Below are 18,205 nucleotides of genomic sequence, written 5' to 3'. Positions count from 1 at the left end.
TCCTTCCTGACTGGGTTTGATGGTGGTGACCCGCCGCGCCCGGCTTCGCCGCGCTTGCGATCACCACCACTAGAGCTTGGAGACTTGGCTGAAGGTCAATTCGACCGGGGTTTCGCGGCCGAAGATCGACACCAGCACCTTGAGCTTCTGCTGTTCGCCGTTGACCTCGCTGATGGTGGCGGGCAGGGTCGCGAACGGGCCGTCCATGACCGTCACCGATTCGCCCACCTCGTAGTCGACCTCGATGGCCGGGCGTTCCAGCCCGCCGACCTCGGCGGCGGCCGCCGCGGTGGCCGCGCCCTTGGCGGCCTTCTTCGTCGCGCCGCGCGGCAGCAGGAACTTCACCACGTCGTCGAGCGTCAGCGCCGACGGACGCGAGGTCGCCCCGACGAACCCGGTGACGCCGGGGGTGTTGCGCACCGCGGCCCACGAGTCGTCGGTCAGATCCATGCGCACCAGGATGTAGCCGGGCAGCACCTTGCGGTTGACCTGCTTGCGCTGGCCGTTCTTGATCTCGGTGACCTCTTCGGTGGGCACCTCCACCTGGAAGATGTAGTCACCGACGTCGAGGTTCTGCACACGGGTTTCGAGGTTGGCTTTGACCTTGTTCTCGTAGCCCGCGTAGGAGTGGATGACATACCAGTCGCCGGGCTTGCTGCGCAGCTCCGCCTTGAGCGCGGCGGCCGGGTCGACCTCCTCGGGCGCGTCGGCCGTCTCGTCGACAGCCTCGTCCGAGGCCTGCGCTTCGGCGGCCTCGTTGGTGTCCTTCAGGTCGACCGCTTCACCCGCGGACGGGTCACCGTCGAAGGTAGTCACGGTTGTAAGTCCTCTCTGTCACATTCAAAAGCGGCGTCGCTCGCTCAGCCGAACACCAACAGCACCAGCTTGGTCAGGCCGAAATCCGCCAGGCCGACCAGCGCCACCATGAAGGCCAAAAAAGCCAGCACAACGGAGGTGTACGTGAGCATCTGCTTGCGGTTGGGCCAAATGACCTTCCGCATCTCCGCAACGACCTGCTTGAGGTAGTTGTAGACGAACACGAAGGGGTTGACCGGGTGGTCGCCCGCTTTCTTGGATTTGGCGGCCTTCTTGGCCTTGGCGCCCCTTTTGGCCTTCTCCGGCGTCGCGGCACCGACGGCGTCCGGCGATTCGGCGTCTTCGCCCGCCTCGGCAGCTCGTTGCCGGGACCGCTTGCCCGTGGGGCGCTGGGGCCGCGTCACCACCGCCGTCCGACCGCCGCTCGCGCGGCCGTCCTCTTTGTCAGTGCCGTCGCTTGCGGCGTCGTTGGCAACGTCGCCTTCGTCGCTCACCGCATGCTCCTTTGTTTGTTACTTCGCGAATCATCCCGCCGGTGGTGGGAACGTTCTTCCAGTGTCCACCATGCCAGGACGTACGCCATCAGCAGGGGCGACAGGACTTGAACCTGCAACCTGCGGTTTTGGAGACCGCTGCTCTGCCAGTTGAGCTACGCCCCTTCGCGGTTGGCAGGCCAACCTGCGCTTACCTACCGGGGCTTACATGACACGCGCGCCTTCCGATTGCTCGACTCACGGAAAGCGCGCTAATGCTGGGAAAACCCCGAGGACCGAGTGTACATCGACGCGAGAGTCAGATACTAATTACGCCGTTCTGACGACCTGGCCGGACTCCGAGTCCCAGCGCAGGTTCGCGGAGTTGTCGGCGTACTGGCCCATCAGCGTGGTGTACGCCTCCAGGACCACCTCACCCTTGTCGTTGGTGCAGATGTTCTTGGTGACGACGATGTCGGCGCCGAAACGTTCGTCCACCGACAGGATGTCCATGCGGGCCCACAGCTTGTCGCCGGCCTTGATCGGCTTGGAGAACACGAACCGCTGGTCGACCTGGACGATCACCAGCGTCTCCATGCCGATGTCGACGTGCCGGAAGAAATCCAGCTGGACCAGCTTGGCGAAGATCGTCCCGAACGTCAGCGGCGCGATGATCGCGTCGTGGCCGAGTTCGGCGGCGGCGTCCTCCTCGAAGTGGGCCGGGTGGCGGTTTTTGATGGCGAGCGCGAACTGGCGCAGTTGTTCCCGTCCCACAACGAAGTAGTCGGGGTAGCGCCAGATCATCCCCCTGATGTCTGTTTTGAGCGCCATGGCCCTAGGCGAGTGTCGCGGACGCGATGGCCCTGCCGAAGATCTTCTTGCCGCCGGTGGTGGCCGTGAGCGCGATGGTGACGGACTTGGTCTCCGGGTCGGCGGACTTGACCCGGCCGTTGAACACCAGCTCGGCGCCCTTCCCGTCGTTGGGCACCGGCACCACGGCGGTGAACCGCACGTTGTACTCGGTCACCGCGCCGGGGTCACCGATCCACGCGGTCACGTAGCCGCCGCCGATGCCCATCGTGAGCATGCCGTGCGCGATCGCGGTGTCCAGGCCGACGACCTTGGCCATTTCGTCGTCCCAGTGGATCGGGTTCAGGTCACCAGAGACGCCCGCGTAATTCACCAGATCCTGGCGGGTCAGCGGGTAGACCTTCTCCGGAAGTTGGTCACCCACCTTCACCGAGCTGAACTCACGCAGTGGCATCAGAAAATCCCTCTTCTCCATCCTCGCCGGCACGGCCCGCCAGGGTCGTGTAGGTCTCTTGCACGACGTCACCGGCCTCGTTGGTGATGACGTTCTTGGTGACGATGATCTGGGTGCCGTGCGACACACGCACCGAGTCCACATAGACGTCGCAGTAGAGCCTGTCCCCGGCGACGAGCGGGGCGAAGTACTTCAGCACCTGGTCGACCTGCACGATCTGTGCGTCGTGGACGGCGACGTTGGCGTGCTTGAAGAAGGCCGTCTGCGCCTGGTAGCCGAACACGCAGACGAATGTCAACGGCGCGATCAGGCCCTTGTAGCCGAGTTCGGCGGCCGCCTTCTCCTCGAAATACCAGGCGTCGTCGTTTTGCACCGCCGTCGCGTATTCGCGGATCTTCTCCCGCTCCACCTCGTAATGATCGGGGTAGCGATAGTGCATCCCGACGATGCTTGGAGTTAACGGCACGGTTCTTAAACTACCTAGTCAATCGGAGTAAACGCCCGCGGGTGGCCGCTAGCGTGTCTCCCGATGCGCCTGGTGCTTACCGCAGTTGGGGCAGAACTTCTTCAGCTCCAGTCGGTCCGGGTCGTTCCGACGGTTTTTCTTGGTGATGTAGTTGCGGTGCTTGCACACCTCGCAGGCCAAAGTGATCTTCGGCCGTACATCGGTACTGGAAGCCATGACGGTTCTCTCGATTCCTGAAATAAGGCAGTGCTGTTGTGTTGTAGCGATGGCCGGACTCGAACCGGCGACCTAACGATTATGAGTCGTTCGCTCTAACCGACTGAGCTACATCGCCTCGGGCCACCCCTTGGTGGGGTCGGGGCCGCCACGCCTGCTCGGCGTCCGCCGAGCCCCCTAACGGAATCGAACCGTTGACCTTTTCCTTACCATGGAAACGCTCTACCGACTGAGCTAAGGGGGCCGTTCACCCGAAGCGATCTCAGTCCGCGCGGGCCTAAAAGAGGGTACAGCCTGGCTTGCAGCGGCACCAAACCACGGGCGTTACGGGGCGGCGCCGCCGCTGGGCCGGGGCTGCCAGGCGCTGAGATCGCTGAACTCGTCGTACTCATCGTCCTGTTCGACGGCATCGCCGTCGCTGAGCAGGGTCCGTAATGCGAGATTGATGGCCTCGCGCGCGTCGAGGAGATGGAAGCGGCGGATCGCCTCATCGACCAGATCGACGTCGACCTCGATTTCGACCTTCTTCCTCATGCGCCAACAATACCCAGCCGACCCCGGCCCAACCGGGTCGCAACCGGCCGTGTCAGCCGAGGTCCTAATCTGGACACGTGGCATCTGACCGGCTGTACTTTCGTCAACTGCTCTCCGGCCGCGACTTCGCCGCCGGCGACATGATGGCGGCGCAGATGCGCAACTTCGCCTATTTGATCGGCGACCGGCAAACGGGCGACTGCGTCGTCGTCGACCCGGCGTACGCCGCCGGCGATCTGCTCGACGCGCTCGAGGCCGACGGCATGCACCTGTCCGGCGTGCTGGTAACCCATCACCACCCCGATCACGTCGGGGGATCCATGATGGGCTTCGCGCTGGCGGGCCTGGCCGAACTGCTGGAGCGGGCACCGGCGCCGGTGCACGTCAATACCCATGAGGCACTGTGGGTTTCGCGCGTCACCGGGATAAGCCTTAGCGACCTGACCTCCCACGAGAACCATGACAAGGTCAGCATCGGCGACATCGAGATCGAGTTGCTGCACACCCCCGGCCACACGCCGGGCAGCCAGTGCTTCCTGCTCGATGGCCGCCTGGTGGCCGGTGACACGTTGTTCTTGGAGGGCTGCGGGCGCACCGACTTTCCCGGCGGCGACTCCGACGAGATGTACCGCAGCCTGCAGCGGCTCGCGACCCTGCCCGGTGACCCGACCGTGTTTCCGGGCCATTGGTATTCGGCGGAGCCCAGCGCCTCGCTCTCGGACGTCAAGCGCTCCAACTATGTGTATCGGGCCGCGGACCTCGACCAATGGCGGATGCTGATGGGCGGCTGAGCGCCGCGGGGATCGCTTCGTCGCGGCCATCCGGCGACCGCCTTCTGTGATATAAGCGGAGGGTGGATTCCCTGGGTTGGATCCAGGACAGCTGGCATGATGTCACGCACGTCGGGTCCGGCACCTGGGTTGCGTGGGCAGCATGGGCGGCAATCGTCCTGGCCGTCGTCACGCTGGTCTTCACCAACAGCCAGATCAACCGCAATCGCCGCGCGGCGGCCGAACAGACCCGCCCGCACGTCGCCGTGTTCATGGAACCGCATTCCGCCGACTGGCACGTGATCGAGCTGGTGGTCCGCAATTTCGGCCGGACCGCGGCCTACGACATCAGCTTCTCCTTTGACAATCCCCCCACGGTCGCCGAATACGAGAACGCCACCGACGGCTATGCAGACGTCATCGAACTGCGACTCCCCCGGGAGCTGCCGATGCTGGCCCCCGGCCAGGAATGGCGCATGGTGTGGGATTCCGCGCTCGACCGCGCCGAGATCGGCAGCGGCATCGAATCCCGCTTCACCGGCACCGTGACCTACTACGACCGGCCCGATACGCCGCGCGGCCGGCGGTTCTGGCAGCGTGAGCGTTCGCCGCTGCAGACCGCGGTGGTGCTGGACTGGGACGCCCTGCCGCCCGTGCAGCGCATCGAGTTGATGACCACCCATGACCTGGCGAAGCGGGAGAAGGAGAAGCTGGAGCTGTTGCGCGGCCTGCTGACCTACTTCCACTACGCGAGCAAGGAAACCCGTCCCGAGGTGTTCCGCAGCGAGATCGAGCGGATCAACGCCGCGGTCCGGGAGACCCAGGACAGATGGCGCACCCGCCAACTCGACGAACCCACCGATGTCAGCCTGCGCTGGAGTAACGCCGAAGACGACTTGGGCAAACACCGCAGCGAGCCCGCCTGACGGCAAGGAGCCACCAATGACCGCACCGGTCCACTACAGCACCAAAGACTCCATCGCCGTCATCAAGATGGACGACGGCAAGGTCAATGCGCTGGGCCCGACCATGCAGCAGGCCCTGGGCGAGGCGATCGACCGGGCCGAGGCGGACGACGCCGGGGCGCTGGTGATCACCGGTAACGAGCGGGTTTTCAGCGGTGGCTTCGACCTGAAAATCCTGACCTCCGGCGAGGTGCAGCCCGCGATCGACATGCTGCGCGGCGGATTCGAGCTGGCGCATCGCCTGTTGTCCTATCCCAAGCCGGTGGTGATGGCCTGCACCGGCCACGCGATCGCGATGGGAGCGTTTCTGTTGGCGGCGGGCGATCACCGGATCGCCGCGCACGCTTACAACATTCAGGCCAACGAGGTCGCGATCGGCATGGTCATCCCCTATGCCGCGTTAGAGATCATGAAGCTGCGGTTGACGCCGTCGGCCTACCAGCAAGCCAGCGGGCTGGCCAAAACCTTCTTCGGTGAAACCGCCCTCGCCGCAGGCTTTATCGATGAAATCGTGTTGCCCGAGGTGGTGGTCGACCGCGCCGAAGAGGCAGCACGGGAGTTCGCCGGCCTGCATCAGCACGCGCACGTCGCCACCAAGCTGCGCACCCGCGCCGACGCCCTGGCAGCCATTCGCGCCGGCATCGACGGAATCGAAGCCGAATTCGGCGTGTGAACCGCTAAGGGCGTCCGCCCGAATCGGTTTCGCGGGCCGCTGCCGGGGAAGTCACCGGAATGGCCATTGATCGCATCGCGAACCCCTGGGGAACGCGGACTCCCTACGATCCCGGCACACGGTGGCCGGAACGTGTCGACACCTACCTGGCCGACGGGGTCATCGCCGACTCGGTGGACCGCTGGGTGCAATCGGCCGCGGTGTTGCATTCCAACGGCGACGGATTGGACATCGCCGTCAAGAACGGGCGGATCGTGGGGGTGCGCGGCCGCGCCGTCGACCGGGTCAACCACGGGCGGCTCGATCCGAAGGATCTGTTCGGCTGGCAGGCCAACGCCTCGATCGACCGGCTCACCACACCGATGGTCAGGGTCCGCGGCGAGCTCAAGCCGTGCGACTGGGACACCGCCATGCAGCGGATCGTGGACCGCACCAAGCACCTGCTCGACAGCTACGGCCCCAGCTCGATCGGCTTCTACACGTCCGGGCAGTTGTTCGCCGAGGCGTACTACACCCAGGGGGCCATCGCGCACGGGGCGATCGGCACCAACCACGTCGACGGCAACACCCGGCTGTGCACCGCAACGGCGGCCGAGGCGCTCAAGGAATCCTTCGGCTGCGACGGGCAGCCGGGGTCTTACACCGACGTCGACCACGCCGACGTCATCGCGTTGTTCGGGCACAACGTCGCCGAGACGCAAACGGTGCTGTGGGCCCGGATGCTGGACCGGCTAGCCGGCAACTCGCCGCCGGCGATCATCTGCGTCGACCCGCGGCTCACGCCGGTGGCCCGGCACGCCACGGTCCACCTGGCGCCGCTACCGGGTACCAATGTGGCGTTGATGAACGGCCTGCTGCACGAGATCATCGGCCACGGCTGGATCGATCAGGACTACATCGACTCGCACACAGTCGGTTTCGACGAACTGCGCGGCCGGGTCGAGGAGTTCCCGCCAGAGCGGGCGGCCGAGATCTGCGGGGTGGCGGCCGATGACATCCGGGATGCGGCGCGCCTGCTCGGCACGGCCGAGCGGTTGATGTCCACTGTGCTGCAAGGCTTTTACCAGTCCCACCAGGCCACCGCGGCGGCCGTGCAGGTCAACAACATTCACCTGGTGCGCGGCATGCTGGGCAAGCCAGGGTGCGGTGTTTTGCAGATGAACGGGCAGCCGACCGCGGAGAACACGCGCGAGTGCGGCGCCGACGGGGATCTGGCCGGCTTCCGTAACTGGTCCAACGACTCGCACGTCGAAGAGTTGGCGAAGCTGTGGAACCTCGAACCGCTGCAGATTCCGCACTACGGCCCGCCCACGCACGCCATGCAGATGTTCCGCTACGCCGAGGAGGGGACGATGCGGATGCTGTGGGTGACCGCCACCAACCCGGCGGTGTCGCTGCCCGAGCTGCCGCGGATCCGCGACATCCTGTCGCAGGAACGGCTGTTCCTCATCGTGCAGGACATCTTCATGACCGAGACCGTCGCGCTGGCCGACGTGGTGTTGCCCGCCGCGGCGTGGGCGGAAAAGACCGGCACCTTCACCAACGCCGACCGGACCGTGCACCTGTCCGAAAAGGCCGTGGAGCCACCGGGTTGCGCGCGTTCGGATCTCGACATCTTCCTGGACTACGCGCGGCGGATGGACTTCCGGGACTCCGACGGCCAGCCGTTTCCGCCCTGGACGGATCCGGAGTCGGCGTTCGAGGCGTGGAAGGATTGCACCGCGGGCCGGCCGTGCGACTACACGGGCCTGACCTATGACAAGCTGCGCGGCGGCAGCGGCATTCAATGGCCTTGTAACGCAGAGCATCCCGACGGCACCGAACGGCTGTATGCCGACGGAAAGTTCTGGGCGGCACCGGACTACTGCGAGGCCTACGGCAAAGACCTGATCACCGGCGCCCCGTTGCAGCCCGACGAGTACCGCTCGATGAACCCCTTCGGCAAGGCGATCATCAAGGCGGCCGAATATGTGCCCCCGCACGAGCGGACCAGCGCCGAGTTCCCGTTCGCGTTGATCAGCGGCCGCACCGTCTATCACTTCCATACCCGCACCAAAACCGCTCGGGCGCAGCAACTTCAGCGGGCCGCCCCCGACGTGTGGGTCGAGGTGTCGGATCGTGACGCGCGCCGCCTGGGCATCGCTGAGGGCGATCTCGTCGAGGTGAGCACGCCGCGCGGCTGCGTCGTGGCCGCCGCGCGTATCTGCGGCATCCGCGACGGCGTGTTGTTCGTGCCCTTCCACTACGGCTACTGGGATACCGGCGGCGAGGCTCATCATCGGGCCGGCAACGAGATGACGCTCACCGACTGGGATCCGGTGTCCAAGCAGCCGATCTACAAGACGGCCGCCGCCCGGCTGCGAAGGGTCCGGGCGGGGCGCCCCGAACGAAACGGCGCCGGGTACGCCCCGACCACGGCCGCATCCGCCCCGGTCAACGGCTCGGTGCCCGAGACCGAGGGTGGCGCGCTGGCCGGCGTCACCGAAGTCGTGGCGACGGGGAGCTGACCATGAAACTGAAAATGGCGATCCGCGAGCTGCACCGCTCCGAGCGCAAGCTGGCCCATCGACTCAACGTGGTGGCCGCGCGCCACCACAGCGATCAGGACATCTGCCACCTGGCGGGTGACATGGCCGGCTGGTCGCAGCAGCACATCGGCGAACTGGCGCGCCATGGCCGCCACTATGGCCTGCGCCTGTCGGCCTACCCCCGTACCGGCGCCATGACCGGGTCTCTGCAGGCGCGGCTCAGTGACCTACTGCGCCACCGGCCCGAGCCGGCCCTCGCGCTGCTGGCCGACCTGCGCCGGATTCACCGGCTGGCGGCGGGGGTGTCCCTGGATTGGGAGCTGCTGGCCCAGGGCGCACAGGCCGCCAAGGACTCCGAGCTGCTGGATTTGACGTCGCGGTGCCATCCCGAGACGTTACGCCAGATGCGCTGGGCCAACGCGATGCTCAAAGAGCTGTCCCCGCAAGTCTTGATGAACTAGAAAGGCGAACGCGGTGACCGCCCGTGGCCGCCACCGCTTCTGCTCGCCTCCTCGACGCCAGTCTGACACGTGCGGGGCGCCCCGTCACTTCACCGCGGCCGGACCGGGTCAATCGTCGGCCGCAACCCATTGATAGGGAAGGAATTTCCCGTCGAAGGTCACCACGACCCGATCGCCGGACGGATGCGGCTTCTTATGCACGTCGACGCTGAAGTTGATCGCGCTCATGATGCCGTCGCCGAATTGTTCGGCGATCACCTCCTTGAGGGCGCCCCCGTAGACCTGCAAAGCCTCGTAGAAGCGGTAGACGGTCGGATCCGTTGGGACCGCGGTGGGCAGTCCCCCTCGCATGGGCGACGCCGCCAGCACAGGTACCGCGGACTCGTCGAGCTTCAGCTTTGCGGCCAGCACCTTGGCCTGCTCAACCGGAATCGGGTGCTGGCCGAGCAACGCGGCCGTGGTCCACAGCAGCGGCCGGTCGATCGCGTCGGCCAGCTCTTGCCACGTCAACCCCTCCCGCAGCCGGGCTACCACGACCTGTTCGGTGGTCTCGGTTCTGTTCATAGCCGTCAAGCATGCCCGCCCGGGCTCATTCCGGCTTGGTGGCGGTGACCACGCGGGTGGCGAACCAGGGGCCGCCGTACCACATGCGCCAGCCGAGTCGCGCAGCCGGCCGGCGTGCTGGCGGGTCTCCCAAGGAGCCGAAGGTTTTTCGCCCTGCTGCTCACCAGTTGCCGTGGTGCACCACCTCGGCGAACGGGCGCCGGTTGGGCTTGCGGATCGGCGCGAGCGGACGATCGGCGGGGTAGCCCACCCCGAGCAGGAAAGCCACCAGGTACTCGTCGGGCACGCCCAAAATCGCGCGTGCCCTGTCCTGGTCGCCCACCGAGGAATGACCGGTCCCGAGCCCCAGGTCGGTAGCGGCGATCATCATCGCCATGGTGGCCTGGCCGACGTCGTAGTTGTCGGTGACCACCCGGCGCTCGTCGGGCGGCACCGGCACCACGATGGCGACCGCGGCCGCCGCCCCGGCGATGTGACCGGCGCCCCGCCAGACCGTGGACAGCTCCCGCAACTGGTCGCGGTCGGTGATGATGACGAAGTCCCACGGCTGGCGGTTCTTCGCCGAGGGCGCGCGCCAGCCGGCTTCGGCGATGCGGTGAAGATCCTCGGCCGGTATCGGCTTGCGCTGGTACTCCCGGACATTGCGGCGTGCGCAGATCGCGTCCCAAGCTTCCATCTGGTTCCCTCCAGTAACTGTTTTCCCGCATTAACCGGCGTAGGATCTGGTGAATTCCCAGGCAGCGATTGCGCGTTCGCCCGTAGTCTAGCTCCGGCACATGTGCGTGCACGGGCGCCAACGCAGCCAAACACTCTGGGCCACAACTCAACACGTTTTCGCGCGACGGCCATAGCGCTGGTGGCCGGCCGGTCGGATTGGTCCACCGCGTTTTCGGGAAGCCGGGGTGAACCAAATCAGCGGCCCAGTCGTGAACAACCGAATGGCCCCAAGTCAGAGAGGCGGGTAGCCGCCGTGGCAGAGCACCTGACGCCGCACTTCGAAGAGGTGCAGGCCCATTACGACCTGTCCGACGACTTCTTCCGGTTGTTCCTCGACCCCACCATGACTTACAGCTGCGCGTACTGGGATCGCAACCGGGACATATCGCTGGAAGAGGCGCAACTGCGCAAGATGGACCTCTCGCTGGGCAAGCTGGGTTTGCGGCCGGGCATGACGCTGCTGGACATCGGGTGTGGCTGGGGCGCCACGATGCGCCGCGCGCTGGAAAACTACGACGTCAACGTCATCGGTCTGACCCTGTCGGAGCATCAGGCCGGGTACGTGCAGAAACTCTTGGACGGGTTGAACACCCAACGCAGCAAGCGAGTGCTGCTGCACGGCTGGGAAGAGTTCGACGAGCACGCGGACCGGATCGTCTCCATCGGCGCGTTCGAGCATTTCGGGTACGACCGCTACGACGACTTCTTCGCGATGGCCCACCGCACCCTGCCCGAGGACGGGGTGATGCTGTTGCACACCATCACCATGCTGACCCCGCAGCAGATCGTCGAGCGTGAGCTGCCGATGACCGAGGAGCAGACGAGCTTCAACGAGTTCATCGCCACCGAGATCTTTCCGGGCGGCCAGTTGCCGGCGATCGAGATCGTGGAGTTTCACGCCTCGAAGATGGGCTTCAACCTCAAACGCCGACAGTCGCTGCGGCTGCACTACGCGCGCACACTCGACCACTGGGCCGAGGCTTTGCAGGCCCACCACCGCGAGGCCGTCGAGATCCAGTCCGAAGAGGTCTGCCAGCGCTACATGCGGTATCTGACGGGCTGCGCCAACGCATTCCGGGCCGGATACATCGACGTCAACCAGTTCACGCTGGCGAAGTAGGCCGCCGCGTCGGTGTCGGGGTTTATCGTGACACCGCAATGCCGTTACATCTGCACCGTGCCGAGCGCACCGATCTGTTGGCCGACGGTCTCGGCGCTCTGCTGGCCAACCCGCTGCCCGACCCGTTCGCCACCGAACTGGTGGTGGTGCCGGCGCGCGGCGTGGAGCGCTGGCTCAGCCAGCGACTGTCCCATGTGCTCGGGGCGCGCGGCGGCGACGGGGTGTGCGCCGGGGTCGCGTTCCGCAGCCCGGGCTCGTTGATCGTCGAGATCACCGGCACGGCCGACACCGATCCGTGGTCGCCGGACGCCATGGTCTGGCCCCTGCTGGAGGCCATCGATCACTCGCTGGACGAACCGTGGTGCCGCACGCTGGCATCCCATCTCGGTCACTTCCACACCGGCGCGGAGGCCGAGCTGCGCCAGGGCAGGCGGTACGAGGTCGCCCGCCGGCTGGCCGGGCTGTTCGACTCCTACGCCCGGCAACGCCCGCAACTGCTGGTCGACTGGGGCAACGGGGAGCTCGGTGATCTCGACGAGGACCTGCGCTGGCAGCCCGAGCTGTGGCGGGCGCTGCTCGCGCGGGTCGCCGCCGACCCGCCGCACATCCGCCACGCCAAAACCATCGCGCGGCTGCGAGCGGCGCCCAGCGAGCTGGCGCCGCGGCTGTCGCTGTTCGGGCACACCCGATTGACCCGCACCGACGTCGAGCTGTTGGAGGCGGTGGCCACCCACCACGAGCTGCATCTGTGGCTACCGCACCCCAGTGACGAGCTGTGGCGCGCGCTGGCCGGCGCGCACGGCGTGATTGCGCGGCGCGACGACGTCAGCCATCGCGCGGTGTTCCACCCGCTGCTCGCCACGCTGGGACGTGACCTGCGTGAGCTGCAACGCAGCCTGCCTGCGCAGGTTCGCACCGACGAATATCTGGCCGGGGACGCCCGCCCGGACACGCTGCTCGGCTGGCTGCAGTCCGATATCGCCGCCAATGCCGTTCGCCCACTTGGCCGCGCGCTGGCGGCCGACGACCGATCGGTGCAGATCCACAACTGCCACGGCCCGGCCCGCCAGGTCGACGTGCTGCGCGAGGTGCTGCTGGGCCTGTTGGCCGACGACCCGACGCTCGAGCCGCGCGACATCCTGGTGATGTGCCCGGACATCGAGACCTACGCGCCGCTCATCGTGGCCGATTTCGGCCTGGGCGACGTGGTGCACGGCGCGCATCCCGCCCACCAGCTGCGCGTGCGCCTGGCGGACCGCTCGCCGATTCAGACGAATCCGCTGCTGGGGGTGGCCGCGCAGCTGTTGGCGCTGGCGGCCGGCCGGGTGACGGCCAGCGAGGTGCTCAACCTGGCCCAAGCCCCGGCCGTGCGCGCCCGGTTCGGGTTCAGCGACGACGATCTGGAGGCCATCACCCGCTGGGTCCGGCAGGCGAACATCCGTTGGGGATTGGATCAGGAACATCGCCGGCCCTATCACGTCGACTTCGTCCACAACACATGGCGTTTCGGCATCGACCGGATACTGGCCGGCGTCGCGATGTCCGACGATTCGAACGCCTGGATCGACGCGACCCTGCCACTCGACGACGTCAGCAGCAATCGCGTCCAATTGGCCGGCCAGTTGGCCGAATTCGTTGCGCGGCTGCAGCACGTCTTGGACGCGCTCGCCGGCGCCCGGCCGCTGACCGAATGGCTGGCCACGCTTGCCGACGGGGTCACGATGCTGACCCTGGTCCGCGACGCGGACGCCTGGCAGACCGGTCAGATGCAACGCGAGTTCGCCCAGACCGCGACGCACGCGGGATCCCGGGGCAACACCGTGCTGCGGCTGGCCGACGTTCGCGCGCTACTGACCCGGCGCCTCTCCGGTCGCCCGACGCGGGCCAACTTCCGCACCGGCACCCTGACGGTGTGCACCATGGTGCCGATGCGCTCGGTGCCACACCGGGTGGTGTGCCTGGTGGGCCTGGACGACGGGCTGTTTCCGCGCCTGGGCATCGTCGACGGTGACGACGCGCTGGCTCGCTGCCCGATGACCGGCGAACGCGACATCCGTTCCGAGGACCGGCAATTGCTGCTCGACGCGATCGGCGCGGCCACCGAGAAACTGGTCATCACCTACACCGGCGCCAACGAGTATTCCGGGCAGCCGCGCCCCCCGGCGGTGCCGCTGGCCGAGCTGCTGGACACCCTCGACGTGACCACGTCGACGAAGGTGCGCGACCGCATCGTCGTCGAACATCCGTTGCAGCCCTTCGATATTCGCAATGTGATCCCGGGCCGGCTGGTGCCGAACGTGGCGTTCAGTTTCGACCCCGCGGTGTTGCGCGCGGCGCGCGCGACCACCGACGACCACAGCGCACGACCGAAATTCATCTCGGCGCCGCTGCCCGCACCGCCGGCCGGCGACGTCATCCTCGCCGACCTGGTCGGCTTCTTCAGGGATCCGGTCAAGGGCTTCTTTCGCGCGCTGGAATTCACGCTGCCCTACGACGTCGACGGCGTGCAGGACGCGATGCCGGTCGACATCGACGGACTCGAGGAGTGGACGGTCGGCGACCGGATGCTGGGCGACATCCTGCGCGGCATGACACCCGACGATGCTCAGCAAGCCGAGTGGCGCCGCGGCACGCTGCCCCCTGGCCAGCTGGGCTGGCGCAAGGTCACCGAGATTCGCGACCAGGCCGCCCTGTTGGCCCGCGAGGCGCTGCGCCACAGGGAAAGCCACCGCCCGGCCGACGCCTACGACGTCGACGTCGATCTCGGCGGCGGGCGGCGCCTCACCGGCACGGTGTCACCGGTGTACGGCGACCGCTTGGTGTCGGTGACGTATTCGCGGCTGGACGGCAAACATCTGCTCGAATCGTGGATCCCGTTGCTGGCGTTGGTTGCTCATGATCCCGGCCGGGATTTTTCGGCGGTGTGCATCGGCCGGATGCGCAGGGGCACTACCACCCGGGTCGAGGGCCTGGGGCCGCCGTGCGAGGGTGAGGACGCGACCGAGATACTGCGCGAGCTGGTGGCGATCTACGACGCCGGGCGGCGTGAACCACTTCCGTTGCCCATCAGGACGTCCTACGCCTGGGCGTCCGCCCGGCACGGCGGTGAGGATCCGGTGACCGAGGCGCGATATCGATGGAAATCCACCGACCGCTACCCGGGTGAGGACCAGGCCCCGGCCCACGTGCGGGCGTGGGGAAAGGGCGCCCCGCTCGACGAGCTGATGCAGCCCCTGCGGCCCGGCGAGGAGTGCGACGGCGAAGACAACCGGCTCGGCGCCTACGCGGCCCGTGTCTGGCTGCCGCTGCTGCGCGCCGAACGGAAGCCGGTCTGATGGATCGCTTCGACCTATTGGGTCCGCTGCCGGCCGAGCGCTCCACCACCGTGCTGGAGGCCAGCGCGGGAACCGGCAAGACTTTCGCGTTGGCTTCGCTGGTGACCCGGTATGTCGCCGATGGGGCGGCGACGCTGGACCAGATGCTGCTCATCACCTTCGGCCGGGCCGCCAGCCAGGAGCTCCGCGAACGCGTCCGCTGTCAAATGGTCGACGCGGTACGCGCTTTCACCGATCCGTCGACCGTCGGTGGCAACCAGGTGGTGGCGCACCTGCTAAACGGCACCGACGAGCAGCGCGCGGCCCGTCACCAGCGTCTTCGCGACGCACTGGCCGGCTTCGACGCGGCGACGATCGCCACCACCCACCAGTTCTGCCAGCTGGTGTTGCGCTCGCTCGGCGTGGCCGGGGACACCGCGGCGAGCGTGACGCTGCTCGACAGCCTCGATGACCTGGTCACCGAGATCGTCGACGACCTGTACCTGGCCCACTTCGGGCGGGAGCGCGACGATCCGGTACTGCACTACCGCGAGGCGCTGCGGCTGGCCCGCGAGGTGGTGAAGAACCCGTCCACGCAGCTACGGCCGCGCGAACCTGATCCGGACTCCCATGCCGCCGTCAGCCTCGGGTTCGCCAATGACGTTCTGGCCGAGCTTGATACGCGCAAGCGGCGGCTGGGCGTTCTCGGCTACGACGACCTGCTGATCCGGCTGGCCGACGCGCTGGCCACCGAGGGCTCCCCCGCCCGGCTGCGGATGCATCAACGCTGGCCGATCGTCATGGTGGACGAGTTCCAGGACACCGACCCGGTGCAATGGCAGGTGATCGACCGGGCGTTCAGCGGGCGCTCCACCGTCATCCTCATCGGAGATCCGAAGCAGGCGATCTATGCGTTTCGCGGTGGTGACATCGTCACCTATCTGCGGGCGGCCGAGACGGCGGGTCAGCGCAAGACGCTGGACACCAACTGGCGCAGCGATTCCGCGCTGCTGCAGCGGTTGCAGGTGGTGCTGCGTGGCGCCCAGCTCGGTGACCCCGCGATCGTGGTGAACGACGTCGACGCGCATCACCGCGGTCACCGGCTCGCCGGTGCTCCGCACAACGAGCCGTTCCGGCTGCGGGTGTTGGCGCGAAAGACGTTGGGACGCCGGGGTGTTCAGAACCTGCCGATCGACCAGGTGCGCGAGCACATCGGCGCGGACCTCGCGTCGGACATCCGCACGCTGCTGGCCAGCGGTGCCACCTTCGACGGCAGACCGCTGCAGGCCCGCGACATCGCGGTGATCGTGGAGAAGCACCGGGACGCGCACGCCTGCTTCACCGCCCTGTGCGATGCGGGCGTTCCCGCGGTTTACACCGGCAACTCCGACGTGTTCACCTCCGAGGCCGCCGAGGATTGGCTGTACCTGCTGGAGGCCTTCGATCAGCCGCACCGCCCCGGCATGGTGCGCGCCGCCGCGGCGACGATGTTCTTCGGCGAGACGGCCGAGACGCTGGCGGCAGGCGGTGACGCCCTCACGGATCGGATCGCGAAAACCCTGCGGGAGTGGGCCGGTCACGCCCGCGAACGCGGCGTCGCGGCCATCTTCGAGGCCGCCCAATTGCTGGGCATGGGCAACCGCGTGCTCGGCTGGCAGGGCGGCGAGCGGCACATGACCGACCTGGCCCATGTGACCGAGCTGCTGCAGGATGTCGCGCACCGCGAGCACTACAGCCTGCCCGCGCTGCGCGATTGGCTGCGCCGGCAGCGTGACGAGCGCAGCGGCGCACCCGAACGCAACCGCCGGCTGGACAGCGACGCCGCGGCCGTCCAGATCATGACCGTCTTCGTCAGCAAGGGTCTGCAGTACCCGATCGTGTACCTGCCGTTCGCGTTCATCCGCAACACCCAGGACAGCGACGTGGTGCTTTTCCATGACGAGGACGGCACGCGTTGCCTGCACGTCGGGGGCAAGGACAGCCCCGACTTCAAAGCCGTTGAACGGCTGGGACGCAAAGAAGACGCCAGCGACGACAGCCGCCTGACCTACGTCGCGCTGACCAGGGCACAATCCCAGGTGGTGGCGTGGTGGTCGCCGGCGTACTACGAGCCCAACGGCGGCCTGTCGCGGCTGCTGCGCGGCCGGCGGCCCGGCGAGCCTGTGGTGCCCGATCGGTGTGAACCCGCGAAGGTCTCCGACGACGACGCCCTGGCCCGGCTGCGCGAGTGGGAGGCAGCCGGCGGGCCGGTCATCGAGGAGTCGGTGGTGGTGGCGGCCCCGTCGCTGCCCGCCGAGCCGGTGCCACGGCGCCTGGAGAATCGCCACTTCCACCGCGGGGTCGACACCGGGTGGCGGCGCACCTCTTATTCCGGTCTGATCCGGGCGGCGCAGGTTAGCGGGGTGAGCAGCGAACCCGAAATCGGCGAGCTGAACGACGAAGTCGGCGACATCCCGCTGGTGTCCGCGGTGTCCGGACCGGACGTGCCCTCTCCGATGGCCGACCTTCCCGCGGGCGCCTCGTTCGGCACGCTGGTCCACGCGGTGCTGGAGACGACCGACCCCTTCGCCGCGGACCTGGCCGCCGAACTGGAGACGCAGATCCGGGCGCACTCGACGTGGTGGCCGGTTGCCGTTGCCCCCGAGGAGCTGGCCGCGGCGATGGTGCCGATGCACGACACGCCGCTGGGCGCGTTGACGGGCGGCCTCACGCTGCGCCGGATTGGACTACCAGATCGGTTGCGCGAGATGGACTTTGAGTTGCCGCTGGCCGGAGGCGATCGTCGTTCGACGGCAGCGGCGGTGCGGCTGGCGGATCTGGCGCCGCTGTTGCGCGAGCACCTGCCGGCCGACGACGTGCTGGCATCGTATGCCGACCGGCTGACCGAACCGGGCCTGGGCGATCAGCCGCTGCGCGGATACCTCACCGGTTCCATCGACGCCGTTCTGCGCGTACCCGACGGGGCCGGACACCGCTTCGTGGTGGTGGATTACAAGACCAACCGGCTCGGGGACCCAGAACGGCCGCTGACCGCCGCCGACTACGACCGGTCACGGATGGCCGAGGCGATGTTGCACTCGGACTATCCGCTGCAGGCGCTGCTGTATTGCGCCGTGCTGCAACGGTTTTTGCGATGGCGATTGGCGGATTACGACCCAAGCCGGCACCTCGGCGGCGTCCTGTATCTGTTCCTGCGAGGCATGTGCGGCGCCGATACGCCGGTGCTCGACGGCCACCCGGCGGGCGTCTTCGATTGGCAGCCGCCCTGGCCGTTGATTGCGGCGCTGTCGGACCTGCTCGACGCGCGGGGGGTGGCCGCGTGAC

17 protein-coding genes, 3 tRNA genes and 1 pseudogene are annotated in these 18,205 nt (G+C 67.5%); 8 read left to right on the top strand and 13 right to left on the bottom strand.

Translation table 11 applies throughout. The features are described from left to right. Positions 1–69: 69 nt before the first annotated feature. From nusG to BST14_RS04725, 10 genes are all read right to left on the bottom strand, one after another. Positions 70–816 carry a transcription termination/antitermination protein NusG gene (gene nusG / locus BST14_RS04770; protein ID WP_083063426.1) on the bottom strand — a complete coding sequence of 249 codons (747 nt, stop codon included), beginning with the start codon at positions 814–816 and terminating at the stop codon, positions 70–72. A gap of 44 nt (positions 817–860) precedes the next feature. Next, on the bottom strand, positions 861–1,310 hold the full coding sequence (gene secE / locus BST14_RS04765) for a preprotein translocase subunit SecE (protein ID WP_083063425.1): 450 nt from the start codon (positions 1,308–1,310) through the stop codon (positions 861–863). A 92-nt stretch (positions 1,311–1,402) separates the two neighbouring features. Next, positions 1,403–1,475 (bottom strand) — tRNA-Trp (locus BST14_RS04760). Between the two features lie 144 nt (positions 1,476–1,619). Further along, on the bottom strand, positions 1,620–2,120 hold the full coding sequence (gene hadC / locus BST14_RS04755) for a (3R)-hydroxyacyl-ACP dehydratase subunit HadC (protein WP_083063424.1): 501 nt from the start codon (positions 2,118–2,120) through the stop codon (positions 1,620–1,622). A gap of 4 nt (positions 2,121–2,124) precedes the next feature. Further along, complete coding sequence (hadB, locus tag BST14_RS04750; protein WP_083063423.1) at positions 2,125–2,553, bottom strand: (3R)-hydroxyacyl-ACP dehydratase subunit HadB; 429 nt, start codon at positions 2,551–2,553, stop codon at positions 2,125–2,127. After that, the gene (gene hadA / locus BST14_RS04745) at positions 2,540–2,992 is read right to left on the bottom strand and encodes a (3R)-hydroxyacyl-ACP dehydratase subunit HadA (protein ID WP_438502130.1); all 453 of its coding nucleotides are present in this window, start codon (positions 2,990–2,992) and stop codon (positions 2,540–2,542) included. Before hadA ends, hadB begins: the two co-directional genes overlap by 14 nt. 75 nt (positions 2,993–3,067) lie before the next feature. After that, entirely contained in the window at positions 3,068–3,235 is a 168-nt protein-coding gene (gene rpmG / locus BST14_RS04740; protein WP_003898538.1) for a 50S ribosomal protein L33, read from the bottom strand. Positions 3,236–3,279: 44 nt separating this feature from the next. Continuing rightward, positions 3,280–3,353 (bottom strand) — tRNA-Met (locus tag BST14_RS04735). A 53-nt stretch (positions 3,354–3,406) separates the two neighbouring features. Next, positions 3,407–3,479, bottom strand: a tRNA-Thr gene (locus tag BST14_RS04730). Positions 3,480–3,559: 80 nt separating this feature from the next. Beyond that, positions 3,560–3,769, bottom strand: coding sequence for a type II toxin-antitoxin system VapB family antitoxin (locus BST14_RS04725; RefSeq protein ID WP_083063421.1), 210 nt, complete (start codon positions 3,767–3,769; stop codon positions 3,560–3,562). Between the two features lie 77 nt (positions 3,770–3,846). Here BST14_RS04725 and BST14_RS04720 point away from each other — a divergent pair, with 77 nt between their 5' ends. The 5 genes from BST14_RS04720 (at position 3,847) to BST14_RS04700 (ending at position 9,166) form a co-directional block, all read left to right on the top strand. Then, a complete protein-coding gene (locus BST14_RS04720) occupies positions 3,847–4,560 on the top strand; it encodes an MBL fold metallo-hydrolase (RefSeq protein WP_083063420.1) in 714 nt (237 codons plus the stop codon). A gap of 62 nt (positions 4,561–4,622) precedes the next feature. Then, positions 4,623–5,465 carry a DUF8453 domain-containing protein gene (locus BST14_RS04715; protein WP_438502129.1) on the top strand — a complete coding sequence of 281 codons (843 nt, stop codon included), beginning with the start codon at positions 4,623–4,625 and terminating at the stop codon, positions 5,463–5,465. A gap of 16 nt (positions 5,466–5,481) precedes the next feature. Further along, complete coding sequence (locus BST14_RS04710) at positions 5,482–6,177, top strand: crotonase/enoyl-CoA hydratase family protein (protein ID WP_083063419.1); 696 nt, start codon at positions 5,482–5,484, stop codon at positions 6,175–6,177. A gap of 59 nt (positions 6,178–6,236) precedes the next feature. Beyond that, entirely contained in the window at positions 6,237–8,684 is a 2,448-nt protein-coding gene (locus tag BST14_RS04705) for a molybdopterin oxidoreductase family protein (protein ID WP_083063418.1), read from the top strand. A gap of 2 nt (positions 8,685–8,686) precedes the next feature. Then, positions 8,687–9,166 carry a hypothetical protein gene (locus BST14_RS04700; RefSeq protein ID WP_083063417.1) on the top strand — a complete coding sequence of 160 codons (480 nt, stop codon included), beginning with the start codon at positions 8,687–8,689 and terminating at the stop codon, positions 9,164–9,166. 108 nt (positions 9,167–9,274) lie between these two features. On the opposite strand, the gene cynS is transcribed toward BST14_RS04700, so the two are convergent. The 3 genes and pseudogenes from cynS to BST14_RS04690 form a co-directional block, all read right to left on the bottom strand. Beyond that, on the bottom strand, positions 9,275–9,730 hold the full coding sequence (gene cynS / locus BST14_RS04695; protein ID WP_083063416.1) for a cyanase: 456 nt from the start codon (positions 9,728–9,730) through the stop codon (positions 9,275–9,277). A gap of 25 nt (positions 9,731–9,755) precedes the next feature. Further along, positions 9,756–9,862 (bottom strand): annotated as a pseudogene (locus tag BST14_RS32600) (SAM-dependent methyltransferase); the annotation flags it as partial. A gap of 28 nt (positions 9,863–9,890) precedes the next feature. Then, positions 9,891–10,406 (bottom strand): nitroreductase family protein, encoded by a 516-nt coding sequence (locus BST14_RS04690; protein ID WP_083063415.1) that lies wholly within the window; start codon positions 10,404–10,406, stop codon positions 9,891–9,893. A gap of 294 nt (positions 10,407–10,700) precedes the next feature. On the opposite strand from BST14_RS04690, the gene BST14_RS04685 reads away from it, so the two are divergent. The 3 genes from BST14_RS04685 to recB are packed head-to-tail and all read left to right on the top strand — an operon-like array spanning position 10,701 to position 18,204. Further along, positions 10,701–11,567: a cyclopropane mycolic acid synthase family methyltransferase gene (locus tag BST14_RS04685; RefSeq protein WP_083063414.1), complete on the top strand. Its 867-nt coding sequence runs from the start codon at positions 10,701–10,703 to the stop codon at positions 11,565–11,567. Between the two features lie 38 nt (positions 11,568–11,605). Beyond that, a complete protein-coding gene (recC, locus tag BST14_RS04680) occupies positions 11,606–14,902 on the top strand; it encodes an exodeoxyribonuclease V subunit gamma (protein ID WP_083063413.1) in 3,297 nt (1,098 codons plus the stop codon). Beyond that, positions 14,902–18,204, top strand: a complete 3,303-nt coding sequence (gene recB, locus BST14_RS04675) for an exodeoxyribonuclease V subunit beta (RefSeq protein ID WP_083063412.1) — start codon at positions 14,902–14,904, stop codon at positions 18,202–18,204. The genes recC and recB overlap by 1 nt, the downstream gene beginning before the upstream one ends. The last annotated feature ends 1 nt before the right edge of the window (position 18,205 follow it).

The organism is Mycobacterium arosiense ATCC BAA-1401 = DSM 45069 (assembly GCF_002086125.1).
GTDB classification, from domain to species: Bacteria; Actinomycetota; Actinomycetes; order Mycobacteriales; family Mycobacteriaceae; genus Mycobacterium; species Mycobacterium arosiense.
Note: the sequence above shows the minus strand (reverse complement) of the source record. Positions and strands in the feature narration are given on the sequence as shown.